The 21,742-nt window shown below is 64.3% G+C and carries 23 protein-coding genes; 11 read left to right on the plus strand and 12 right to left on the minus strand.

Annotation, left to right across the window (positions count from 1 at the left end; all coding sequences use genetic code 11):
• Positions 1–3: 3 nt before the first annotated feature.
• Genes ACH0BU_RS03745 through ACH0BU_RS03755 form a run of 3 tightly spaced genes read left to right on the plus strand, consistent with a single transcriptional unit; the run spans position 4 to position 2,188 of the window.
• On the plus strand, positions 4–1,128 hold the full coding sequence (locus ACH0BU_RS03745; protein WP_296220232.1) for a bifunctional 2-C-methyl-D-erythritol 4-phosphate cytidylyltransferase/2-C-methyl-D-erythritol 2,4-cyclodiphosphate synthase: 1,125 nt from the start codon (positions 4–6) through the stop codon (positions 1,126–1,128).
• The gene (locus tag ACH0BU_RS03750) at positions 1,125–1,667 is read left to right on the plus strand and encodes a hypothetical protein (protein WP_296220222.1); all 543 of its coding nucleotides are present in this window, start codon (positions 1,125–1,127) and stop codon (positions 1,665–1,667) included. Before ACH0BU_RS03745 ends, ACH0BU_RS03750 begins: the two co-directional genes overlap by 4 nt.
• Positions 1,664–2,188, plus strand: a complete 525-nt coding sequence (locus ACH0BU_RS03755) for a CinA family protein (RefSeq protein WP_046410597.1) — start codon at positions 1,664–1,666, stop codon at positions 2,186–2,188. The genes ACH0BU_RS03750 and ACH0BU_RS03755 overlap by 4 nt, the downstream gene beginning before the upstream one ends.
• Here the strand turns inward: ACH0BU_RS03755 and ACH0BU_RS03760 are convergent.
• Positions 2,128–2,607, minus strand: coding sequence for a type II toxin-antitoxin system RatA family toxin (locus ACH0BU_RS03760; protein ID WP_046410599.1), 480 nt, complete (start codon positions 2,605–2,607; stop codon positions 2,128–2,130). The two genes, ACH0BU_RS03755 and ACH0BU_RS03760, sit on opposite strands and share 61 nt — an antisense overlap.
• Entirely contained in the window at positions 2,594–3,514 is a 921-nt protein-coding gene (gene lipA / locus ACH0BU_RS03765; RefSeq protein WP_046410601.1) for a lipoyl synthase, read from the minus strand. Before lipA ends, ACH0BU_RS03760 begins: the two co-directional genes overlap by 14 nt.
• A 55-nt stretch (positions 3,515–3,569) precedes the next feature.
• On the opposite strand from lipA, the gene ACH0BU_RS03770 reads away from it, so the two are divergent.
• Positions 3,570–4,202 (plus strand): carbonic anhydrase, encoded by a 633-nt coding sequence (locus ACH0BU_RS03770; RefSeq protein ID WP_046410602.1) that lies wholly within the window; start codon positions 3,570–3,572, stop codon positions 4,200–4,202.
• 10 nt (positions 4,203–4,212) lie between these two features.
• On the opposite strand, the gene ACH0BU_RS03775 is transcribed toward ACH0BU_RS03770, so the two are convergent.
• Together ACH0BU_RS03775 and aspS are read right to left on the minus strand one after the other, a co-directional pair.
• Positions 4,213–4,692: a DUF892 family protein gene (locus ACH0BU_RS03775; protein ID WP_046410604.1), complete on the minus strand. Its 480-nt coding sequence runs from the start codon at positions 4,690–4,692 to the stop codon at positions 4,213–4,215.
• Between the two features lie 34 nt (positions 4,693–4,726).
• Positions 4,727–6,550, minus strand: coding sequence for an aspartate--tRNA ligase (gene aspS / locus ACH0BU_RS03780; RefSeq protein ID WP_136451197.1), 1,824 nt, complete (start codon positions 6,548–6,550; stop codon positions 4,727–4,729).
• A 98-nt stretch (positions 6,551–6,648) separates the two neighbouring features.
• On the opposite strand from aspS, the gene rnd reads away from it, so the two are divergent.
• Together rnd and ACH0BU_RS03790 are read left to right on the plus strand one after the other, a co-directional pair.
• Entirely contained in the window at positions 6,649–7,824 is a 1,176-nt protein-coding gene (gene rnd, locus ACH0BU_RS03785) for a ribonuclease D (RefSeq protein ID WP_046410607.1), read from the plus strand.
• Positions 7,821–8,099, plus strand: coding sequence for an I78 family peptidase inhibitor (locus ACH0BU_RS03790; protein ID WP_125944957.1), 279 nt, complete (start codon positions 7,821–7,823; stop codon positions 8,097–8,099). Before rnd ends, ACH0BU_RS03790 begins: the two co-directional genes overlap by 4 nt.
• A 12-nt stretch (positions 8,100–8,111) precedes the next feature.
• On the opposite strand, the gene ACH0BU_RS03795 is transcribed toward ACH0BU_RS03790, so the two are convergent.
• From ACH0BU_RS03795 to ACH0BU_RS03810, 4 genes are read right to left on the minus strand one after another with little or no spacing between them, the layout of a single operon-like run.
• Positions 8,112–9,581, minus strand: a complete 1,470-nt coding sequence (locus tag ACH0BU_RS03795; RefSeq protein ID WP_296220215.1) for a Ppx/GppA family phosphatase — start codon at positions 9,579–9,581, stop codon at positions 8,112–8,114.
• Positions 9,581–11,746 (minus strand): RNA degradosome polyphosphate kinase, encoded by a 2,166-nt coding sequence (locus ACH0BU_RS03800; protein ID WP_500263783.1) that lies wholly within the window; start codon positions 11,744–11,746, stop codon positions 9,581–9,583. Before ACH0BU_RS03800 ends, ACH0BU_RS03795 begins: the two co-directional genes overlap by 1 nt.
• Positions 11,746–12,363, minus strand: a complete 618-nt coding sequence (locus ACH0BU_RS03805; RefSeq protein WP_296222353.1) for an HdaA/DnaA family protein — start codon at positions 12,361–12,363, stop codon at positions 11,746–11,748. The genes ACH0BU_RS03800 and ACH0BU_RS03805 overlap by 1 nt, the downstream gene beginning before the upstream one ends.
• A gap of 28 nt (positions 12,364–12,391) precedes the next feature.
• Positions 12,392–13,624, minus strand: coding sequence for a heavy-metal-associated domain-containing protein (locus ACH0BU_RS03810; protein WP_296222348.1), 1,233 nt, complete (start codon positions 13,622–13,624; stop codon positions 12,392–12,394).
• A gap of 64 nt (positions 13,625–13,688) precedes the next feature.
• Between ACH0BU_RS03810 and purM the strand changes: the two genes are divergently transcribed.
• Genes purM through ACH0BU_RS03830 form a run of 4 tightly spaced genes read left to right on the plus strand, consistent with a single transcriptional unit; the run spans position 13,689 to position 16,301 of the window.
• Positions 13,689–14,780, plus strand: a complete 1,092-nt coding sequence (gene purM / locus ACH0BU_RS03815) for a phosphoribosylformylglycinamidine cyclo-ligase (RefSeq protein ID WP_296222346.1) — start codon at positions 13,689–13,691, stop codon at positions 14,778–14,780.
• A 41-nt stretch (positions 14,781–14,821) separates the two neighbouring features.
• Positions 14,822–15,334: a phosphoribosylglycinamide formyltransferase gene (purN, locus tag ACH0BU_RS03820; RefSeq protein WP_500263814.1), complete on the plus strand. Its 513-nt coding sequence runs from the start codon at positions 14,822–14,824 to the stop codon at positions 15,332–15,334.
• Positions 15,319–15,705 carry an MmcQ/YjbR family DNA-binding protein gene (locus ACH0BU_RS03825; protein WP_314469871.1) on the plus strand — a complete coding sequence of 129 codons (387 nt, stop codon included), beginning with the start codon at positions 15,319–15,321 and terminating at the stop codon, positions 15,703–15,705. The genes purN and ACH0BU_RS03825 overlap by 16 nt, the downstream gene beginning before the upstream one ends.
• Positions 15,702–16,301, plus strand: a complete 600-nt coding sequence (locus ACH0BU_RS03830) for a hypothetical protein (protein ID WP_125944963.1) — start codon at positions 15,702–15,704, stop codon at positions 16,299–16,301. The genes ACH0BU_RS03825 and ACH0BU_RS03830 overlap by 4 nt, the downstream gene beginning before the upstream one ends.
• Here the strand turns inward: ACH0BU_RS03830 and ACH0BU_RS03835 are convergent.
• The 4 genes from ACH0BU_RS03835 to ACH0BU_RS03850 all read right to left on the minus strand — a co-directional run bounded on the left by ACH0BU_RS03835 (position 16,283) and on the right by ACH0BU_RS03850 (position 19,268).
• Positions 16,283–16,756, minus strand: coding sequence for a GNAT family N-acetyltransferase (locus ACH0BU_RS03835; RefSeq protein ID WP_241212539.1), 474 nt, complete (start codon positions 16,754–16,756; stop codon positions 16,283–16,285). The genes ACH0BU_RS03830 and ACH0BU_RS03835 overlap by 19 nt on opposite strands.
• 55 nt (positions 16,757–16,811) lie before the next feature.
• Positions 16,812–17,234: a nucleoside-diphosphate kinase gene (gene ndk / locus ACH0BU_RS03840; protein ID WP_046410620.1), complete on the minus strand. Its 423-nt coding sequence runs from the start codon at positions 17,232–17,234 to the stop codon at positions 16,812–16,814.
• A gap of 125 nt (positions 17,235–17,359) precedes the next feature.
• Positions 17,360–17,800 carry a DNA polymerase III subunit chi gene (locus ACH0BU_RS03845; RefSeq protein WP_296219299.1) on the minus strand — a complete coding sequence of 147 codons (441 nt, stop codon included), beginning with the start codon at positions 17,798–17,800 and terminating at the stop codon, positions 17,360–17,362.
• A gap of 13 nt (positions 17,801–17,813) precedes the next feature.
• Complete coding sequence (locus ACH0BU_RS03850) at positions 17,814–19,268, minus strand: leucyl aminopeptidase (RefSeq protein ID WP_296219301.1); 1,455 nt, start codon at positions 19,266–19,268, stop codon at positions 17,814–17,816.
• A 146-nt stretch (positions 19,269–19,414) separates the two neighbouring features.
• On the opposite strand from ACH0BU_RS03850, the gene ACH0BU_RS03855 reads away from it, so the two are divergent.
• Complete coding sequence (locus ACH0BU_RS03855) at positions 19,415–21,664, plus strand: LPS-assembly protein LptD (protein ID WP_296219302.1); 2,250 nt, start codon at positions 19,415–19,417, stop codon at positions 21,662–21,664.
• Positions 21,665–21,742 lie beyond the last annotated feature (78 nt).

A 21,742-nucleotide genomic window follows, 5' to 3' on the forward strand; every position in this document is an offset into this window, starting at 1 on the left:
CGCATGAAAACCGTCGCCATGATTGTTGCCGCTGGCAAGGGAGAACGCACTGGTGGCGCGCTGCCCAAGCAGTTCGCGCACCTTGCCGGCCGCCCAATGCTCCTGTGGAGCCATGAAGCCTTTGCCGCCCATCCCGCGGTCGACGAGATCGTGCTGGTCATCGGCGCCGGTCAGGAACAATTGCTAGCCGACTGCCTGCCCAACGCACGCTTTGTACTTGGCGGAGCAACACGGCGCGAGTCGGTGGCGCGCGGATTGGCGGCAGTGCCGGATGCGGATCGCATCCTTGTGCACGATGCCGCGCGGCCGTTCCTTGCCGCGGATGTCATCGACCGCCTGCTGCGGGCGCTTGAGACAGCAGATGGCGCCATCCCCACTCTTCCGGTCACCGACACGATCGTATCGATCGACGGTGCGACGCTGCCTCGGGAGCAATTGTCCCGCGTGCAGACGCCGCAAGCCTTTCGTCGCGCCATCCTCACCCGCGCCCACGCCGAATGGGAAGGGGGCGAACCAACCGATGATGCCCAGATGGTCCGGGCGCTTGGCGGATCCGTCGCCATGGTGCAGGGCGACGCCATGCTTGAGAAGGTAACCTGGCCCGGTGACCTGGCCTCCGCCGAGGCGCGGATCGGTTGGGAAACGCGGATGGCGACCGGCTTCGATGTCCATCGCCTGGTCGATGATGCCGACCTGTGGCTTGGCGGCGTCAAGATTCCGTATCATCAGGGGCTTAGCGGCCACAGTGACGCGGACGTCGCACTTCACGCGCTGACCGACGCTCTGTTGGGCACCATCGCTGCGGGCGATATCGGGCTTCATTTCCCGCCTAGCGATCCGCAGTGGCGCGGTGCCGAATCCGGGCAGTTCCTGCGTCATGCGGCCGATCTCATCGCGGCGCGCGGCGGGCAGATCATATTCGTCGATCTGACCATCATGTGCGAAGCGCCTAAAATCGGCCCGCATCGTTCGGCCATCCAGCATCGTGTCGCGGAACTTCTTGGCCTGCCAACCGATCGCGTGAGTGTGAAAGCGACAACGACCGAGCGGCTGGGCTTCACTGGTAGAGGCGAAGGCATTGCGGCACAGGCAGCGGCAACCATTCGGCTGCCAGGAGTCGCGCAATGAGGCGTTTCAGCTACCTGTGCGCCGCCACCCTTGCGGCGGTTGCCGTGCCGACCACCGCGCTGGCGCAGACGCGGTGCCTGAATGCAGCCGAAGCAGAGGCGGTTGCAGCGGTCACGTTTCCGGACATCATCCTGGAAACCGGGCGTGTCTGTACCGCGCTTCCTCCCACCAGCATCGTACGACGCACCTCCGGCCCGTTCCTTGCGCGCTATCAGGCTGAAGCGGATCGCGCCTGGCCGACGGCGCGCCAGGCGATTGCGAAGCTGAGCGATCCGCGTGTCTCCATGTTGCTCCTTCAGTCGGACTACGCGCGCCCGCTGATCACCTCCCTGATCGCACCGATGGTCGTCGGGCAGATCCAGCAGAGCGATTGCGGCACGATCGACCGGATCGTCACGCTGCTGGAGCCCCTCCCCGCGCGCAACACCGCTGGCATCGTTGTCGCAACGATTCAGCATCTGAAGGCGGAAAAGGCGCGGGGCACAGCCCCCGTGGCCAACGTTCCCGATCTGCCGGTCTGCACGGCGGCGAAACGATGAGCGACAGCCTGCTCCCCCAGAACCTCGTCGACGCTGCGCAGCGCGTGATCGAGGCCAATCGCGCAAAAGGCCGCCGTATCGCCGTGGCAGAGAGCTGCACCGGCGGGCTGGTCGCCGCGGCATTGACCGAAGTGCCGGGATCCTCCGACGTGCTCGAAGGCTCGATCGTCAGCTATTCCAATGAGGCGAAGCAGCGACTGCTTCACGTCTCGACGGATGTGCTGGAGACGTTCGGCGCTGTGTCGATCGCCACCGCCTGGAGCATGGCACAGGGCGCGCTTGAGGCGACCGGTGCCGATGTTGCGGTGGCAATCACCGGCATCGCCGGCCCCGGCGGCGGCTCAGAAAAGAAGCCCGTCGGCACCGTGGTGTTTGCGCGCGCCGAACGCGGCGGCGATCCCGCCGACGTGGTCGCCGACAAGCGCGCCTTTGGCGATCTCGGCCGCTCCGGCGTGCGCCTTCAGGCGGCGCTGTGCGCGCTCGACCTGTTGATGCCGCCGTCGGACGAGCCCTCACCGTAAAGCGCGCGGGCCCGATCCTCAAAGGCGCCGATCATCTTGCGCAGGGCCAGGCCGAATACCTGCCCTGCCAGCATCTCGAACATCCGGTTCTTGAACTGGAAGTCGACGCTGAAATCCACGAGGCAGCCATCGCCGTCCGGGCGGAACCGCCACTCGTTGTGCAGATACTTCATCGGGCCGTCGACGTAATCGACGTACACCCGATCGGGCCGATGCTTCTCGACCCGCGACGTGAACGTCTCGCGCAGGCCCTTGAATCCGACGATCATGTCGGCCAGCGTTTCCTCAGCGCTGTCCTGCCGAACGCGCATCGCGACGACCCACGGCAAGAAATCCTGATAGGCTTTCACGTCCGCGACCAGATCGAACATCTGCTCGGGCGTGTATGGCATGGCCCGCGTTTCGCTATGCTTTGGCAAGCTGGACCTCACGCGCCGCGCGCAGCTTCTCGAAGTCGTCGCCGGCGTGGTAGCTCGAACGGGTGAGCGGCGACGACGCTACCAGCAGGAACCCCTTCGCACGCGCGATGGCGGCGTAGGCGTCGAACGTCTTGGGCGTCACGAAATCGGCGACCTTGGCGTGCCGCGGCGTCGGCTGCAGATACTGCCCCATGGTCAAGAAATCGATGTCGGCGGAACGCATGTCGTCCATCACCTGGTGAACCTCCAACCGCTCTTCGCCGAGGCCCAGCATCACGCCCGACTTGGTGAAGATCGACGGATCGTGCCGCTTAACGCTCTCCAGCAACCGCAGAGAGGCATAATAGCGCGCGCCCGGGCGGATGGTCGGGTACAGCCGCGGCACCGTCTCCAGATTGTGGTTGTACACGTCCGGCCGGGCCGCAACGATCGATTCAACTGCCGCCTGCGTCTTGTTGCGGAAGTCCGGCGTCAGGATCTCGATCGTGGTGCTCGGCGTGTTACGGCGGAGCGCCTCAATCACCTTCACGAACTGCGCCGCGCCGCCATCAGGCAGGTCGTCACGATCAACCGACGTGATAACGATATGCTGCAGACCCATTTCGGCCGCCGCGACCGCCACATGCTCCGGCTCTAGCGGATCAACCGGGCGCGGCATGCCCGTCTTCACGTTGCAGAAGGCGCAGGCCCGGGTGCACGTGTCCCCCAAGATCATCACTGTCGCGTGCTTCTTGGTCCAGCATTCGCCGATGTTCGGACAGGCCGCCTCCTCGCACACGGTGGCAAGGTTCAGCCGACGCATCAGCTGCTTGGTTTCGGCGAAACCGACGGAGGTCGGCGCCTTGACCCTGATCCAGTCAGGCTTGCGGGCGCGCTCGGGCCGGGCGAGAGGCAGTGTTTCGGTCATGTCGGGCGCGAGATAGCGACTGACGCGGGACGAAACAACGCGGTAAGGAGGATGCATGACCGTCTTCACTGATCTGATCGCCGGATACCGCCGTTTTCGCCAGCAGGGCTGGGCAACCCAGCGGGATCGCTGGGCGACCCTTGCTGAGGGGCAGTCACCCCGGGTGATGGTGATCGCCTGCTCCGACAGCCGCACCGATCCGACCACCGTGTTCGATACGTCCCCGGGCGAGATCTTCGTCGTGCGCAACGTCGCCAATCTGGTCCCCCCGTTCGAGGTGGGCGGCGGCCGCCACGGCGTGTCCGCCGCACTGGAATTTGCGGTGACCCAGCTGAAGGTCCAGGAAATCGTCGTCATGGGCCACGGCATGTGCGGCGGCGTTTATGCGGCAATGACGAAGCGCTTTGCCGAGGCCACGCCTGGCGAGGGTGGCTTCATCGCCAATTGGATCGGCCTGCTGGATGAGGCACGCGACCGGATCACCACCGATCACGGCACTGGAGAGGACGCGATCCGCGCGCTGGAACTCGAAACGGTGAAGGTCAGCATCGCCAACCTGCGCACCTTTACGTTCGTGCGGGCTGCGGAAGATGCCGGGCAGCTATCGCTCCACGGTGCCTGGTTCTCGATCAAGGAAGGCGTCTTGTGGGTGATGGGGGAGGACGGCGCCTTCGCGCCGGCGAGCTGACGCCTCTGCCTCAAATCACCGGTATGTGACCGCCGATCGTTCCCAGGAGACGCGCCAGCCGCATCTCTACCGCGCGGTCCTCGGCATGATTGGCGGTGAGCGCCGGCATCATCGCCGGCGCCTCGCTCGCCGCCAGCGCCATTGCGGTTTCGATCGAAACGATTTCCGCGGCCTTCGCCTTGCGCAACGCGCCGATCAGCGCCGTGTCGAGCAAGGGCCCGCGCTGATGCGACTGCGCATCGCGATCCGCATCGTTCAGGATCCCGGTCATCCACAGGTTTTCCGGCGCGCCATCCAGCGTCGCCATCTCATCAAATCGGGCAGCGTGGCGCTTCGCATTGAAGCGGTCCCGCTCAATCACTTCCTGTAGCGCCGGATCGCTGGCCGCATCCGCCAGCGGCTCCAGCCGCGTGACCAGCAATTGCTTGCCGGCACGCAGATCCTGAAGCGCGATATGGAGAAGTGCGGCTCGCGAGGCGGTAAGCGACATAGGCTTTCAGCGCTTACCACCGCGCGCGGTTCCCTTAGCCCGCGTCGGGCGCCACCAGCTTGCTTGTGTCCTTCGCCGTATCCGCGGTTACGCGGATGTTGAGTTCGCGCAATTGCCTGGCAGTGGCAAAGTTGGGCGCGCCCATCATGAGATCCTCCGCCTTCTGCGTCATCGGGAAGACGATCACTTCGCGGATGTTCGGCTCGTCAGCCAGCAGCATGACGATACGATCGATGCCGGGGGCCGAGCCGCCGTGCGGCGGCGCGCCATATTTGAACGCATTGATCATGCCGGCGAAGTTCGTGTCTACATCAGCCTGCGTGTACCCGGCGATTTCGAACGCCTTGTACATGATCTCCGGCCGGTGATTACGGATCGCACCGGAGGACAGCTCGATACCGTTGCAGACGATGTCATATTGGTAGGCGAGGATGTCGAGCGGATCCTTGGTCTCCAGCGCCTCCAGTTCGCCCTGCGGCATGCTGAAGGGATTGTGGCTGAAGTCGACCTTCTTCGCTTCCTCGTCATATTCGAACATCGGGAAGTCGACGATCCAGCAGAACTCGAAGCGGTTCTTGTCGATCAGGTCCAGCTGCTCGGCGATGCGGGTGCGCGCCAGGCCGGCGAGCTTCGCCGCCTGTGCTTCCTTGCCGGCGGCGAAGAACACGCCATCATCCGGCCCAAGGCCGAGCGCCTCGGCCAGTTCGCGCATACCGATGTCACCGTGGTTCTTGGCGATCGGCCCGCCCCATTCGCCACCCTTGCGGGTTGCGTAGCCAAGGCCGGCGAACCCTTCGGACTGCGCCCAGGCGTTCATGTCGTCGAAGAACTTGCGGCTCTTGTCCGCCGTCTTCGGCGCCGGGATCGCGCGCACGACATCGCCGGCCTCAACGATCGAGGCAAAGCGCCCGAATCCGGAACCCGAGAAAAATCCGCTGACGTCAGAGATGATCAGCGGGTTTCGCAGATCGGGCTTGTCGTTGCCGTACTTCAGCATCGATTCCCGGTACGGAATGCGCTTGAACGGCAGCGGGCTGACCGTGCGGCCCTTGCCCTGCCAATTGGCGAACTCCTCGAACACGCCGTGCAGCACCGGCTCGATCGCCGCGAACACATCGTCCTGCGTGACGTAGCTCATTTCGAAATCGAGCTGATAGAATTCGCCCGGCGAGCGATCGGCGCGCGCATCCTCATCGCGGAAGCACGGTGCGATCTGGAAATAGCGATCGAAGCCAGCGACCATCAGCAGCTGCTTGAACATCTGCGGCGCCTGCGGCAGCGCATAGAACTTGCCCGGATGCACGCGGCTGGGAACGAGATAATCTCGCGCGCCTTCCGGCGAGGAGGCCGTCAGGATCGGCGTCTGGAATTCAGTGAAGCCCTGGTCGACCATGCGGCGACGGATCGAGGAGATGACGCTCGACCGCAGCATGATGTTGGCGTGCAGCTTTTCGCGACGCAGGTCGAGGAAGCGGTAGCGCAGGCGAATATCCTCGGGATATTCCTGCTCACCGGCAACCGGCATCGGAAGTTCCTGCGCCTGGCTTTGCACCGTCACGCCGCGCGCAAACACCTCGATCGCGCCCGTTGCCAGGTTCGGATTGATGGTCGCGTCCGACCGCGCCTTCACCACGCCGTCGATGGTAATCACCGACTCGACGCGCAGCGATTCCAGCGTCGGCAGTGCCGGGGAGTCGCTGTCGGCGACGATCTGGGTGATGCCGTAATGGTCGCGAAGATCGACGAACAGCACGCCGCCGTGATCTCGCTTCCGGTGGATCCAACCGGACAGACGAACTTCAGCGCCAACGTCGTTGGCGTTGAGCTGGGCGCAAGTGTGCGAGCGATAGGCGTGCATGGCCGCAATCTCTGAAAAAGCTTGTTTGGAGGTCCGCGCCCCTCCCCTTCCAACCTCTCTTTGTCAACCCGGTCGCTCCCCGCTATGGGGCGGCACTTATGCATGTTCACCCGCTAATTACCGACAGCGCCACCCTCGCCAATCTGTGCGCGCGCCTCGCCGATGCTCCCTTCGTATGCGTCGACACAGAATTCATGCGAGAGAATACCTATTGGCCCGAACTCTGCCTGATCCAGATCGCCGACACGGAAGAGGCCGCGGCGATCGATCCCAAGGCGCCTGGGCTCGATATGCAGCCGCTGCTCGATCTGCTGGTCAATAACGAGGACGTGCTGAAGGTCTTCCACGCCGGCGGGCAGGACATAGAGATCATCTACAATCTCACCGGCAAGACCCCGCATCCGATGTTCGACACCCAGGTCGCGGCGATGGCGCTCGGCCAGGGGGAGCAGATTGGCTATTCCAACCTGGTCGACAGCTGGCTCGGTATTCAGATCGACAAGGGCGCGCGCTTTACCGACTGGTCGCGCCGCCCGCTCGATCAGCGACAGGTCGATTACGCGATCGGTGACGTCACCCATCTGTCAAAGATCTTTCCGCGCATGCTGGAGCGTCTGAAGAAGACCGGGCGCGGGGCGTGGCTCGATCAGGAAATGGAGCGCATTTCCGATCCCGCCAACTACGCCAACGATCCCGACCTCGCGTGGAAGCGCGTGCGCATTTCGGGCCGGCGCGCCGACGTTCTCGGTCGGCTGAAGGCGATCGCCCGCTGGCGAGAGGTGGAAGCGCGGGCAAAGGACCTGCCCCGCGGCCGCATCGTCAAGGACGAGACTCTGGCCGATCTCGCAGGCCATCCCCCCAAGCGGCAGAGCGACCTCGCCAAGGTGCGCGGCCTCTCGGCCACCTGGGCGAGCAACGATATCGGCCGGCGCCTGATGGGCGTTATCGAAGCGGCGGAGCCGCTGCCCGCCAGCGAAATGCCGCTTCGCGAGGATCGCAAGCCTGGACTTGGCAAGGATGGCTCGCTGGTCGCCGACCTGTTGAAGCTGCTGCTCAAGATCCGCGCGCGCGACATCGATGTTGCGCCGCGATTGCTCGCCCGCAGCGAGGAGCTGGAGGCGCTCGCCGCTGGCGTGCGTCACGACCTGGCGATCCTTGAGGGCTGGCGATTTGATCAGTTCGGGCGCGACGCGCTGGATCTTGTCGAGGGTCGGCTTGGTTTCGCTGTTCTGGGCGGCAAGCTCAAGATGACGCGAACGGAGAATGAGGCATGAGAGCGATCCTGGCAGCGGCCGTCCTGCTTTCCGGATGTGCCACCGGTACGTCTGGATCCTCTTCAGCCGAGGGTGCAATGTGCAACGCCAACGCGGCGGAGAAGTTCGTGGGCCGGCCGCTTGAAGGAAACCAGGAAGCTGCTCAACGTGCGGCGGGTGCTCGCGTCGTCCGGACCTACATCACGGGCTCGGCGCTCACGATGGATTTTCGGCAGGATCGTCTGAACATCGAGACCACTCCCGAGGGTATTATTACCCAGGTGTCCTGCGGCTAACGCAGGATCGACCTAGGCGCCTGCAGCCGCTAGTCGGCTCCCGACCGGCAACCCAAGCGCGGCACCAAGCCCTTTCAGCCGTTTCTCGACCGATTCGCCGCACAGCGCGCGGTCTGCGTCGTGCCAGACCAGTTCGACCGCGCCCTCCGCGCGGCGAATGCTGCTGCGTTTGAGCGGGCCCGCGACCCCGCCCGACAGTCGCTGTGCCAGCCGGATCGCAAGCCCCCAGCACGTTGCCCGCTGAAGATCGTCAGGGCTTGCGAGCGCGGGCAGTGGATCAGGATAAGGCGGCTGCGCACCCAGGCTCGCGGCCAGCGCGGCCGCCATCATGGCGCGCCCGCGCCCGTCGACCGCTACCCAATTGCCATGCAGGGCTGTCTCGATCCCCAACGCAACCCGGAACTCCGGGTTGGCCCGCCAGCTCGTATCCGCCAGCAGGCATGTCGCATGGCGCAAGCGCCCATCCGCTGGCGACTCATCCACAAACAGGGGTGAGATCCAGTTGTTCAGAAGATCGCCATGCTCGGGAAACCGTCCCCGGTGCCGGCCCTCGTCACGTGCGGCAACAATCAAGGGATCCAGTCGAGACTCGGCCGGGGACAATTGCCGATACAACAGGCCTTCGCGCAGCCCGAAAGCCGACACCACGGTCTCGCGTGATCCAATCACCGGCAGCAATACATCAAGCAGATCAGCGGCGGCGCCAAGCGTCGGGACGCGACCACCCGAGAGATGCGGCACGCTTCTGAACCAGCCTTTCTCCAGCGTGGGCAGCTTGCGCCGCAGCAACGAAATGCGCGCGGGAGGCATGGCATAGCCATGAAGGATCGGCAGCGGATAACCCCGATCCCGAATGTCTACCCTCGCCAGCGATCGCCACGACCCGCCGACCAAGTAGAATGGCTTGCCGGCACCCGCATTCGACCAACCCGCATCACGCAGGACGGCGCCCACGCGGCGATCAAAGCCTTCCTTTGCGCGCAGATCAGCAAGACGAAGAACCCCGAGCGGGAAAGAGGCATGCTCATCTACACGGCCCTTGCAGACCCTCACCAGTTCAAGGCTGCCGCCCCCCAGATCACCGACAATGCCGTCAGCATCGGGAATGGCCGAAAGTACCCCATAACCGGCCGATCGTGCCTCTTCTTCACCCGATAGCAGTTCGACGGGCAGGCCGTTTTTCGCCGCCAGTGCGATCAACTCCGCACCATTGGCGGCATCACGCACCGCTGCAGTCGCAACGGTCCGCACTTCATCGCACTCCATCTCACGCGCCAGCGCCGCAAATCGCGACAGCGCGGTGCCAGCAAGCGCCATCGCCTGCCCGTCGATAGCCCCTGTCTTCGCGAGGCTGCGCCCGAGACCCGCCAGCACCTTCTCGTTGAACAGCACGGTCGGCAGGCGCCGAGGCCCCTGATAAACGACCAGACGGATCGAGTTCGACCCGATGTCGATGATGGCGGTTCGCGCTTCCCTCACCATCAGCGCCGCAGCGAGAGCTTCGGTACCTCGCCCCCTTCGGCAAGCGCGGCGCCGCGCCCTGACAAGGAGGGGTTCGTCATGAAGTAGCGGTGGAGATTGAACGGCTTATCGCCGATACTTGCGCGCTGATAGCTGCCATCGGCGTACAAATCCCAGCTCTGCTCGGTGTCGATGAGATTGGCGACCATCACCTGATCGAGAACCTGATCGTGAACGGTGCCGCTCTCCAGCGGCAGCATATATTCGACCCGGCGGTCAAAGTTGCGCGGCATCCAGTCCGCTGACGAAATGAAGACATGCGCATCATCGTTTGGGAGGGTCTGCCCGTTCCCGAAAATCGCGATACGGCTGTGTTCAAGGAAACGGCCTATGATGGATTTTACCCGAATATTTTCGGAAAGCCCCGGTACGCGCGGGCGCAGGCAACAGATGCCCCGTACGACGAGGTCGATCTGGACCCCTGCCCCGCTCGCTTCATAGAGCTTCTCGATGATCGCTGGGTCCACCAGGCTGTTCATCTTCGCCCAGATGGTCGCCGGTCGTCCGGCGCGTGCATGGGCGATCTCGGCGTCGATCTCCTCGATCAAACGGGCGCGGAGTGAGCGCGGCGACAATACGATGCGCTCCATGTCCTCCGGCTCGACATAGCCAGTGATGTAGTTGAATAGGCGGGCCGCATCCCGTCCGACCGCAGGATTGGCTGTGAAGAAGCTGAGATCAGTATATATTTTTGCCGTGACCGGGTGATAATTGCCCGTCCCAAAGTGGCAGTAGGTCCGGAATTGCCCGGCCTCGCGACGAACCACCATGGAGACCTTCGCATGGGTCTTCCAGTCGATGAAGCCGTAGACCACCTGAACCCCGGCGCGCTCCAGCGCGGACGCCCAGAGCAGGTTCTGCTCCTCATCGAACCGCGCCTTCAACTCCACCACCGCGGTCACTGACTTGCCCGCCTCAGCCGCCTGGATCAGCGCGTTGATCACGGCGGACTGTTTGCCCGCACGGTACAGCGTCTGCTTGATGGCAACGACATCGGGGTCGTTCGCCGCCTGTTTCAGAAAGGCGAGCACGACGTCGAACGTCTCATATGGGTGCTGGACGATGATGTCCTTGGCGCTGATGGCCGCGAAGCAATCCCCGCCAAACTCCCGAATTCTTTCGGGAAACCGTGGCGTGAAGGGCACGAACTTCAGGTCCGGGCGGTCCTCGTCAACGATCTTGCCGAGATCAGCGATACCCAGGAACGACCCGGATTCGGTAACGAGCGCCTGCTCGCCGAGTTCTTCCTTCAGTACCCGGGCTAGCGATTCCGGCATGCCCGTTTCCAGCTCCAGACGGATGACCCGCCCGCGTCGCCGCCGCTTGATGGCATTGGCGAAATAGCGGACGAGATCTTCCGCTTCCTCCTCGATCTCGATGTCGCTGTCTCGCAACACCCGAAATTCCGCGGCGCCGTCCACCCGGTAACCGGGGAACAGCATGATCGAGAACCGCTTCAGCATCGATTCGACCGCAATATAGCGTGCCGACTCCCCAGGCAGCCTGACGAAGCGCGCCATCCCGTTGGGGACGATCACGAGTTCGCGGATCGGTTCGTCATCTGACAGGCGCACCAGATCGAACATCACTCCCAGGCCGGCATTGGGAATGAACGGGAACGGATGCGCGGGGTCGAGCGCCTGCGGTGTGATGACGGGGAAAATCTGCTCGCGGAAATGCGTCTCCAGCCATGCCATGTCCTCGGGCGAGAGCCGCGAATCCATGTGGCTGGAGGAAAGAACCTCAATGTCGCTCGCCGACAACGCGTGACGAATGTCGCGCCATACGTTTTGCTGGCTGGCGAGCAGCGCGTCTGCCTCCGTCGTGATCGCGCTCAGCTGCTGCGAGGGCGTCAAGCCATCGGCTGACCTGGCCTCCACGTCGAGCAGTTGCTGCCCCTTCAGCCCGGCGACGCGCACCATGAAGAATTCGTCGAGGTTCGATCCAGAGATCGACAGGAACCGCAACCGCTCGAGAAGCGGATGCTCGGTGTTGCACGCCTCCTCCAGCACGCGGCGATTGAACGCCAGCCACGACAGTTCGCGATTGAAATAGCGCTCATTGTCGCGCTCCTCGAAGGGATCATCGTCCGAGTCGAGGCGGGCCTGGCGAAGGGAACGGGTCATCACGGCTCCGGTGTTGAGGGGATCAACGCTGCAGCCAGCAACGTCTCCCGGGCCAAGGGAATGGACAACCGCTTCCGGCGTTCCATCACCTCCTGATCAAGCGCATCGACCGTGCGCATGACAGCGACGTGACTGCGTTCAATCCGTATAACCAACCAGTCGAGCACGTCAGACCGCACGTCCACGCCGCGACGCGCGAATTCCCGTTCCAGCAGCGCACGAAGCAGCGCATCGTCGGGCGGCCCGATCACCGCGAGCGGAGTTGCCGCTATCCGCGACCGCAGGTCGGGCAAGGCGATGTCCCACGCGGGTGGCGCGGCATCGCTTACCAGCAGCAGCGGGCGACGGGATGCCTGCGCGTCGTTCCAGGCATGGAAAAGCTCGTCCTCCTCGCGCAACGGCGCGTCGTCGATGATCATTCCCCCGCTCTTGGCCGCGAATATGCGGGCCAGGAGGCTGCGGCCGGACTTGCGCGGGCCGACCAGTAACGACGTCATGACCGGCCATGTCGCCCAGTGATCCAGCGCGCTGACGGCGCGAGCGTTCGATTCGGTGACCAGGAACTCATCGTCGCGGGGATCCGCGGGCCAGACGAGCGGCAAGGCGATCTGGCTCATCATGCGACCACCGCTGGTCGCCGATGCCTCATCCGGCGGTCGCATTGTCGGGCACCAGCTCCTGCGGCAATAGACGCGGTGCGCGGCGGATGCGGATGGTCGTTCCCGACCCGAATACCTGCCAGCCACGCGCCTCCAGCGCCGCCTTGAGCGCCTCAGGCGGCCCGACATACCCGACCGTCACCACCGATACCCCGCCCAGCGCGAGGCTGCTGGTCGTCGCCGCGGAAACGCCTGGCACGCCGCGCAGCGCCGCCTCAGTCGCCGTAACAGCCGCAACATTGGGCGTATCGAACTGGACCGAGACATTGGCCGTGGGGACCACCGGCGTATCTGTCACGACGGTCTCGCCAGCTTCATCGTCGTCCTGCGGCACCTCTTCCGGTGGCACGTAGGAGAGGCCGGGATCGCTGCGGAGAAGCCCGGCGCGCAGTGCTTGCTGGTAGATCTCGTCGATCCGCTTCACACCCGCATCAAGCAAGGCGGGAACGCTGGCCACGCTGCCGACGCGCAGGCTGAATTGCGAAAGAAGCCGATTGTCGGGGCCCTGGCGGGCCTGGAACACCCCAACCACCGGCCCACCCGGCCACTGGCGGTACAGCTTCACCGTCGGGATCAGTACGTCCGACCCGCCATATTGATTGAGAACGGCACGCCACCATCCGCGAGCGGGTCGCTGGGTCTGGCCGAGGTTCAGCAGCAGCGGATCAGGCCCGCTACCGGTCGGGCGGATATAGTCGATCGCGCTCGCCCCAGTTCGATAGCGCGCCCACGCTTCCTGCCAGAGCGTGCGTTGTTCAAATCCCGTCGCCACGCCGCCCGACCACACAATCGGGATGACCACCATCGGCGGCGAACGCATCACGTAATTGGAGATGCCGAGAATCGCGCCGGCTCGATTGCGATCGAACAACACGCCCAGACGGGCAACATAGCGCGTCGGCCCGATCTGTTCATTCTCGACAACAATGCCGCTCACGATCGAATCGAGCGTCGAATCCGGGAGCGTGCGGCTTCCGCCGCCAAGCCGCTGGGATAATTGTGCCCAAGCCTTCCGCTGGGCCACCCGCCAGCCGCCAAGGCGCGCGGCATCCGCATCCTTCGCCGCGACATCAACGCGAATGCCGGAAATCTCATAGTCGCGTGAGCTGTCGACGGGCGCCACGCCTCTGCCGCCACCCTCGATCTGGGCGACACCGACCCCCGCACCAAGCGCGAGCGCCGCGGCAGCAGGAACGAGGAACAAGGGCTTCAAACGCATAATCACGCGTCTTTTGGCGAAGGAGGCGTGGAAATCCAAGCGCGTTGTGGCTAGGCGGCTCCACATGAGCGACAGCGGGTACACATACGAGCAAGCGGGCGTGTCGATCGCCGCCGGCAACGCACTGGTCCGGGCCATCGCGCCGCTGGCGCGCGCCACCCGGCGACCGGGGGCCGATGCCGACCTTGGTGGCTTCGGCGGGTTCTTTGACCTGAAGGCGGCGGGCTTTACCGATCCGCTGCTGGTCGCGGCGAACGATGGCGTCGGCACCAAGCTTAAACTGGCGATCGACTACAACCGTCATACCGGCGTCGGCATCGACCTGGTCGCGATGTGCGTCAACGACCTCATCGTCCAGGGTGCCGAGCCGCTGTTCTTCCTGGATTATTACGCGTCGGGGAAACTGGATCCGCAGGTAGCGGAGCAGGTAATCGCGTCGATCGCGGAGGGTTGCCAGATCGCCGGCTGCGCGCTGATCGGCGGCGAGACGGCCGAGATGCCCGGCATGTACGCCGATGGAGATTATGACCTCGCGGGCTTCTGCGTCGGCGCGGTGGAACGTGATCATGTGCTCACCGGCCGCGATATCGCGGAGGGTGACGTGATGCTGGGTCTCGCATCCTCCGGCGTCCATTCGAACGGCTTCTCCCTTGTGCGGCGTCTGGCGGCGGACAAGTCGTGGAAGCTGGATCGACCGGCATTGTTCGATCCCGAGGTGCTGCTGATCGATGCGCTGATGGCTCCGACTCGCATCTATGTCCGCAGTCTTCTTCCGCTGCTGCGCGCTGGGCGCGTGAAGGGCCTGGCGCATATCACCGGCGGCGGTTTGCTGGAGAATATCCCGCGCGTCCTCCCGAAAGGTGTTCGCGCCGAGGTGAATGCCGATGCATGGCCGCAATCCCGACTGATGGCCTTTCTCCAGGCGCAAGGCACGATCGAGCCGGAAGAAATGGCCCGCACCTTCAACTGCGGCATCGGCATGGTGGTCGTCGCCGCGCCAGAAGCCGCCGATGCCGTCGCGGCCGAACTGACCGCTGCCGGTGAGCAGGTGTTCCAGATCGGGCGCATCATCAATGGTGAGCGCGGCTGCACCGTGACGGGGTCGACCGGAACATGGAGCGCGCGCGCGCCGTGGCGGGCGAGCCACGACGCGTGACTGCCAACGTCGGCGTTCTGATCTCCGGCCGGGGATCGAACATGCGGTCGCTCGTCGCCAACGCGACGGAGGCATATAAGGTCGTCGTTGTCGCATCGAACCGCCCGTCTGCGGAAGGGCTGGTCTGGGCGCGTGAGCAGGGCATCCCCACATTCGCCCTGTCGCCCAAGGAAGTCGGCAAGCAAGCCTATGAGGCCGCGCTGGACGCCGCGTTGCGGGAGGCAGGCGCCGAATATCTCGCCCTGGCTGGCTATATGCGCCTGCTTTCCGACGGCTTCGTTGCCCGTTGGCGCGACCGGATCATCAACATCCACCCGTCATTGCTGCCGAAGTATAAGGGGTTGGACACTCATGCCCGCGCCATTGCCGCAGGAGATGCGGAGGCGGGCTGTTCCGTGCATATCGTCACCGAAGAACTGGATGGCGGGGCGGTTCTGGGTCAGGCACGTGTACCGATCACATCCGGCGACACACCGGAGACATTGGCGGCGCGCGTCCTTGACGAGGAGCATCGGCTCTATCCGCGCGTTCTGGCGGAATGGCTGACACGCTGACCCCACCTGAAGAGGCTCTTGAGCGGGTGCGCGGCATCGCGCTCGCTCTGCCGGAGGCTGCCGAGCGCCCGTCGCACGGCTCCCCAGGCTTCTACATCGAGGGCGGCAAGTTCTTCGCCTATTTCTGGCACGATCATCATCAGGATGGTGAGACAGCCGTGGTCGTGAAGACCAGCGGCCTCGATGAACAGACGATGCTGATCGAAAACGATCCAGCCCTATACTACAAACCCGCGTATCTCGGCCCGTCGGGCTGGGTCGCGTTGCGGGTCGGCGGTTCGGATACGGATTGGGAGCGCGTAGCGGACCGAGTCGCGCAGAGCTGGGAGCTGGCGGCGCCACGACGCCTGCTGGAAATGGGCGGGCGTTGAGCGAAACCCCGGATCAGGCTGCAACTCGCCGGCGATGGATTTCGCTCGCGGAGCTGGTCGCCGTCTCCGGCCTCATCATCGGCGCGCTCACGCTGTGGATGAACTGGAGCGACAAGCGACATTCTGCGGCAGAGAAGGCCGCCGAGCGTGTGGCGGCCAACGCAGCGGAAGCGCGCTTCTCCTTGCAAGCGTCGCTCAATCGCGATGGCAGCGAAGTGGAACTGGTCGATCCCCGGCACGACCTGCTCGAGACCACAATCACTTTTCCATCGCAACTGAAAGTCGTCCCGAATAGCCCCGCCACTGCACGCATCGAGAAGGATTGGTTTGCCGACGCCGTGCTGCAGGCGATGGATGGCGGCGCCGACAGTCGTGAAGGGCGGCTGCCTGTGCTCGTGACAGCCAGCTATCGCTCAGGTAATGAAATGAGAAGCGGCAGCGCCATCGTGGAGGTCGTCTGGCGTACCCGTGGCAACCTGCTGCGCGGGCGGAGCCTTTCGCTTGAGGCGGCGCGGGTTCGCGAACTCGGCGGAACGTCGAAAGCGGTTGATCGCTTGTGGGCAGACGAACTGAAACGTCAGAGCGAGCGCGCGTAGATCACGTCATCGCACCAGCCCGCACCTACGCTGAAGCGGCGGGTACCAACTGGGCTGAACCCCTCACGTTCGTAGAAGGTGCGTGCGCGATGGTTGCGGTCCAGCACGCCCAACAGGAGGCGTCGTCCGCCCAAAGCACGGGCATCAGCGATCGCGGTAGCCATCAGATGATGTCCAAGCCCGGTTCCGCGCGTGATCGACAGGGCGTAGATCCGGCGCAGCTCGATGTCGCCGGGCGTTTGCGCAACGGGAAGGTCCGGGGTGGTCAGGACCGTATAGCCGACCGGCGCGAACCCCTGGGGATGCTCTGCCAAGGTCAAGATGCTTGCGGGATCTTCGGCCCATCCTGAGAACTTCTCGGGCGAGCTGTTGCGCGCGCAATGCGCAACGATATCGGCGCCGGGCAGAATGCCGGCGAACGTTTCAAGGAAGCTGGCGGCCGCGATCATCGCCATGGCCTGTGCATCAGCCGCAGTGGCGCGACGAAGCCGCCAGTTCCCGGTCATCAGTTCAGCCGACGATCTCTTCGGGCTTGAAGAAATAGGCGATCTCGATCGCCGCATTCTCATCCGAGTCCGAACCATGAACCGAATTGGCTTCGATCGACTCGGCGAGTTCCTTGCGGATCGTGCCCGGCGCTGCGTTCTCCGGGTTGGTCGCGCCCATGATGTCACGGTTGCGCTGCACGGCGTTCTCACCCTCGAGAACCTGTACGACGACCGGACCCGAGATCATGAACGACACCAGGTCGTTGAAGAACGGGCGCTCCTTGTGCACCGCGTAGAAGCCCTCTGCCTGCTCCTTGGTCATCTGGATGCGCTTGGATGCGACGACGCGAAGCCCGGCCTCTTCCAGCATCTTGGTGACAGCGCCGGTCAGGTTGCGGCGGGTGGCGTCCGGCTTGATGATCGAAAACGTGCGATTGGCGGCCATGATGGTCGCTCCTGTAGTTGAAGATGTGCGGAAACAGCGGCGCCGTTACCCGTGAGCGGCGTTCAGCGCAACTGTCGGCATGATCGCCGACGCGCAGGGACTTCAGACCCGACCAAGCTCCGCGGTCATGCCGCCTGCTCCCAGCGCCCGGCGTCATTCTGCTTCCAGTAACGCCGTTCGACATTGTCACGGTCGCCCAGCGATCGCCAAGCAGCCCGTGCCTCGGCAATCCGCTCCTCATCGAAGAAGTGAAAGGCCCGGTCGAAATCGAGCGCATCGTCGCGCCAGTTTCCGTCTACGAGAGCGACATGCTGGGCATTGTTTGCGGCATTCACATCCCCCGCGATCAGGATGGGCTGGTCAGCATCTTCCTCCCCGCCTTCGCAGCCGTGCGGCAGGAAGCTGTCGCTGGAATATTCCCACAGCAACCGATCGAGCGCGGCACGCTGCGCATCGTCGCCGGCCACGATGAGCAGGCGCGCACCGCTTTCGAGCACGCGCTCCGCAATCCGCGGCAGCGCGCGCTCAAGCGGCATGCTGGTCAGATGATAGAAGTCGACCTGCACCGTGCTCAGACCATCACTTCTCGAAATTGTCGGCAACGAAGGCGTCGAGCAGCCGGACACCAAAGCCGGTCGCGCCCTTGCCCCATGTCGGTCCATCCTTTTCAGACCATACCATGCCGGCGATATCCAGATGGGCCCAGCGAACATCGTCCTCGACGAACCGTTTGATGAACTGCGCGGCCGTGATCGAGCCACCGCCACGCGGCCCGACATTCTTCATGTCGGCGATCGCGCTGTCGATCAGCTTGTCGTAGGCAGGCCCCATCGGGAATCGCCACAGGGCGTCCCCGCTGGCCTTGCTCGCCGACAGCAACTGATCCGCCAGCCCATCATCGTTGGCGAAGAGGCCGCCCTGTTCGTTGCCGAGGCTGATGATCATCGCGCCCGTCAGCGTTGCAAGGTCGACGATCGTCTTCACCTTGTGGGTGCGCTGTACCCAGGTCACGCAGTCGCACAGGACCAGCCGGCCTTCTGCGTCGGTATTGATGACCTCGATCGTCTGCCCCGACATCGACGTCACCACGTCACCGGGCCGTTGCGCATTACCGTCGGGCATATTCTCCACCAGGCCCATGACGCCGATGACGTTCGCCTTTGCCTTGCGCAGCGCCAGCGTCTTCATTGCGCCCGCGACGGCGCCCGCACCGCCCATGTCCCACTTCATGTCCTCCATACCGGCCGCAGGCTTGATGGAGATGCCGCCAGTGTCGAACGTTACGCCCTTGCCGACCAGCGCAAGTGCGGGGTCACCTTCGCCCGCGCCGTTCCAGCGCAAGGCTAGTAGCCGCGCCTCGCGCCGGGAGCCTTGCGACACGCCAAGGAGCGCACCCATGCCGAGTTCCCGCATCGCCGCCTCGTCCAGCACGGTCACTTCAAGGCCGAGCCCGTCGACTTCCTTCGTCACCAGGTCGACGAAGCTTTCGGGGTAAAGAATGTTGGGCGGAAGGGTGACGAGCGTCTTCGTCAGCGCGAGACCCTGCGTAACCGCATCACGCGCCACCCACGCCTCCTTTGCATCGGCCGGTGCGCCGACGATGGTGACATTGGCGAGCGACGGCTTCGCATCCTCGGCAAGCTTCGTGCGATAAACGTCATACCGCCACGCCCGCTGAGCGGCACCCGCTGCAAACCGTGCTGCGGCAACGGCCGTGCTTCCGGAGAGGTCGGCGGTCACCTCCGTCACACCTGACGTCAGCAGGCGAGCGGTCAGCGCGCCTCCCGCCCGCTCATAGCCCGCGTCGTCGCCCTCACCCACGCCCAGCATTAATATCCGGCCGGAGCTTACATACGCCTCGGCAACCGAACCCGCTTCACCCTTGAACCGCTGCCCCGCAGCGGCAGCAGCGATGATCGCGCTTGCTTCGGCATCCATGCCAGGCAGCGAGATCGTCCCGGCCGCATCCTTCTTCACGGGGAATGCAAGCACCGGCGATGCCGTGGGGCGGGAGTCGGCAAAGGTGACGTTCATGGCTCTTCCTCTTGTTTCGCGACGCAGATAGGGACTGACCCTGCCGGTGGCAAAGCGTTGCAGCGGCTCGCGCACGATGCGATAGGGCTTTCTACCGGTGCCCCGACGGGCTTCGGAAAGGGGTTTCCAGTTTTGCGAGTAATCGAGTGACGCGTCTCGAGCTTTTGGCCAGTTGCGCGTTTTCGCTAGCCCTGCTCGCCGGCACAGCCAGCGCACAGGATCTGCAGGATCGCACCGTGCCGCCCCCGCCTCCGCAAGCGGTGGCGAGCCCTTCAGCGCAGCCGGCTGACGAGGATCAGATCGACTTCAGCGCCGGCTCGCTCGAATATGACTATGAAGCCGATGTGGTTACCGCGCTGACCGATGTGCGGATGTTCCGCGCCGGCCAGCGGCTGCGTGCGGACAAGGTGGTCTGGAACCGAAAGACCGGCAGGGTCGTGGCGAGCGGCAACATCGCCGTGACCAGCCCCCAAGGCGACACTGCCTATGGCGACTCGATCGAACTGACCGACTCGCTGAAAGACGGCGTCATCGACAACATGCTCGTCGTGCTGGAGCGTGGTGGGCGGCTCGCGGCGGAGCGGGGGACACGGCAGGAAAACGGGACGATCTCGCTCGATCGTGCGGCTTACACGGCCTGTTCGGTCGTCAGCTCGGATGGCTGCCCGAAGGAGCCGACGTGGAAGGTCACGGCGGTCCGCGTAACCTACCGCCCCGATCGGGAGCGAGTCTATTACGTCGGCGCCCAGGTTCATCTGTTTGGGCTGCCGTCGATCCCGCTCCCCAAGTTCTCGCATCCAGTTGGAGAAGCGACCGCGAGCGGGCTGCTCTCGCCCACGATCCGCTATGACCGGGTCAACGGTCTGGAAGTGGCCACACCCTATCTGTTCAGCCTCGCACCCAACCGAAAGCTGACGGTGACACCGCACGTCTATTCGGCGGTGTTGCCGATGATGCAGGCCAATTATGAGCAGTTGGACGAACTGGGCGCCTTCAGCGTGACCGGCTACGGGACGGTCAGCCGGCGGAGCGACGATCTGGCAAGTGGCTTCAATTCTTCGACCGAACAGGCATTCCGCGGCTATCTCGACGGTGTCGGACGTTTTCAGTTCAACGAGAATTGGAGCCTTTCCGGATCGCTGCGGCTGGCAACCGATCGCACGTTCTTGCGCCGATACGACATCTCGAACGCCGATCGTCTGCGGACGACCGCGGCGCTGGAGCGGATCGATCAGGATAGCTACTTCTCGCTTGCCGGATGGGCGACCCAGACACTTCGCGTCGGTGAACGCCAGGGTATGCAGCCGGTTGCCTTGCCGGAAATGGACTATCGCCGGCGCCTGCAGGAAAATGTGCTTGGCGGGACGGTGCAGCTGCACGTCAATACACTCGCGATCGGGCGCAAGGCCGGCCAGGATACCCAGCGTGCCTTCGCCAGCGCGCGATGGGATCTCAGGCGCCTGACCAACTGGGGCCAGGAAGTCACCTTTACGGCATTCGCACGGGGCGACGCCTATAACACCAGCGACACGGCGGCGACGCGGATCGCGAGCTATCGCGGGCTGGACGGTTTCCACACACGCGCCATCGGTGCCCTGGCGGTGGACGTGCGCTGGCCGTTTGTTGGAGCGGTCGGCAATGGCACGCAACGCATCTCGCCCCGCCTCCAGATCGTCGCCTCGCCGAGGATCAAGAATCTCGATATTCCCAACGAGGACGCACGATCGATCGACCTGGAGGATTCGAACCTCTTCGCGCTCAACCGCTTCAACGGCTATGATCGCTGGGAAGACTCGACCCGCGCGACCTATGGCTTTGAGTATGCTCTAGATCTTCCGGGCTTCAGCGCAACGGCCAACATCGGACAAAGCTATCGCCTGTCAGATCGCGTCGCGATCTTCCCGTCCGGTACAGGGCTGAGCGACCGGTTTTCCGACATCGTCGGCCGCACCACACTTCGCTTCCGCGATTTCGTGTCCTTCACGCATCGCTACCGCGTCGACAAGGACAGCCTGGCGGTCCGGCGCAATGAAATCGACGCCACGGTCGGATCTCGGTCCACCTACGTGGTCGTCGGGTACCTGAGGCTCAACCGTGACATCGACGAGTTGGAGGACCTTCAGGACCGCGAGGAAATCCGCGTTGGTGGCCGCGTGCAATTCGCGCGCTTCTGGTCGGCGTTCGCGTCGGGCCTGATCGATCTCACCGATCGCAGCGATGACGTATTCTCGGTCGCGGACGGGTTCGACCCGATCCGGCACAGGCTCGGCGTCCAGTACGAGGATGACTGCCTCACTTTGGGCCTGACCTGGCGCCGGGACTATCGGACCACGGGCGACGCACGCCGGGGCAGCAGCTATCTGTTGACGCTGGCATTCAAGAACCTCGGACGCTAAGCCGCGGTTCAGCTACGGATATGCATGTGCCGTGATGGGCACCATGGCGTGCAAGATGGGATTCCGGAACGAGTGACG

It is taken from the genome of Sphingomonas olei (assembly GCF_045369765.1).
Taxonomy (GTDB): Bacteria; Pseudomonadota; Alphaproteobacteria; order Sphingomonadales; family Sphingomonadaceae; genus Sphingomonas; species Sphingomonas panaciterrae.

Excerpts from the sequence above, each read along its gene's own strand:
- ACH0BU_RS03825 (WP_314469871.1), top strand. The coding sequence starts at position 15,319 with ATGGCTGACACGCTGACCCCACCTGAAGAGGCTCTTGAGCGGGTGCGC.
- lipA (WP_046410601.1), bottom strand. The coding sequence starts at position 3,514 with ATGACCGAAACACTGCCTCTCGCCCGGCCCGAGCGCGCCCGCAAGCCT.
- aspS (WP_136451197.1), bottom strand. The coding sequence starts at position 6,550 with ATGCACGCCTATCGCTCGCACACTTGCGCCCAGCTCAACGCCAACGAC.
- purN (WP_500263814.1), top strand. The coding sequence starts at position 14,822 with ATGCGGTCGCTCGTCGCCAACGCGACGGAGGCATATAAGGTCGTCGTT.
- purM (WP_296222346.1), top strand. The coding sequence starts at position 13,689 with ATGAGCGACAGCGGGTACACATACGAGCAAGCGGGCGTGTCGATCGCC.
- ACH0BU_RS03795 (WP_296220215.1), bottom strand. The coding sequence starts at position 9,581 with ATGGTGAGGGAAGCGCGAACCGCCATCATCGACATCGGGTCGAACTCG.
- rnd (WP_046410607.1), top strand. The coding sequence starts at position 6,649 with ATGCATGTTCACCCGCTAATTACCGACAGCGCCACCCTCGCCAATCTG.
- ACH0BU_RS03790 (WP_125944957.1), top strand. The coding sequence starts at position 7,821 with ATGAGAGCGATCCTGGCAGCGGCCGTCCTGCTTTCCGGATGTGCCACC.
- ACH0BU_RS03750 (WP_296220222.1), top strand. The coding sequence starts at position 1,125 with ATGAGGCGTTTCAGCTACCTGTGCGCCGCCACCCTTGCGGCGGTTGCC.
- ACH0BU_RS03800 (WP_500263783.1), bottom strand. The coding sequence starts at position 11,746 with ATGACCCGTTCCCTTCGCCAGGCCCGCCTCGACTCGGACGATGATCCC.
- ACH0BU_RS03810 (WP_296222348.1), bottom strand. The coding sequence starts at position 13,624 with ATGCGTTTGAAGCCCTTGTTCCTCGTTCCTGCTGCCGCGGCGCTCGCG.
- ACH0BU_RS03745 (WP_296220232.1), top strand. The coding sequence starts at position 4 with ATGAAAACCGTCGCCATGATTGTTGCCGCTGGCAAGGGAGAACGCACT.
- ndk (WP_046410620.1), bottom strand. The coding sequence starts at position 17,234 with ATGGCCGCCAATCGCACGTTTTCGATCATCAAGCCGGACGCCACCCGC.
- ACH0BU_RS03805 (WP_296222353.1), bottom strand. The coding sequence starts at position 12,363 with ATGAGCCAGATCGCCTTGCCGCTCGTCTGGCCCGCGGATCCCCGCGAC.
- ACH0BU_RS03770 (WP_046410602.1), top strand. The coding sequence starts at position 3,570 with ATGACCGTCTTCACTGATCTGATCGCCGGATACCGCCGTTTTCGCCAG.
- ACH0BU_RS03775 (WP_046410604.1), bottom strand. The coding sequence starts at position 4,692 with ATGTCGCTTACCGCCTCGCGAGCCGCACTTCTCCATATCGCGCTTCAG.
- ACH0BU_RS03835 (WP_241212539.1), bottom strand. The coding sequence starts at position 16,756 with ATGGCGATGATCGCGGCCGCCAGCTTCCTTGAAACGTTCGCCGGCATT.
- ACH0BU_RS03850 (WP_296219301.1), bottom strand. The coding sequence starts at position 19,268 with ATGAACGTCACCTTTGCCGACTCCCGCCCCACGGCATCGCCGGTGCTT.
- ACH0BU_RS03755 (WP_046410597.1), top strand. The coding sequence starts at position 1,664 with ATGAGCGACAGCCTGCTCCCCCAGAACCTCGTCGACGCTGCGCAGCGC.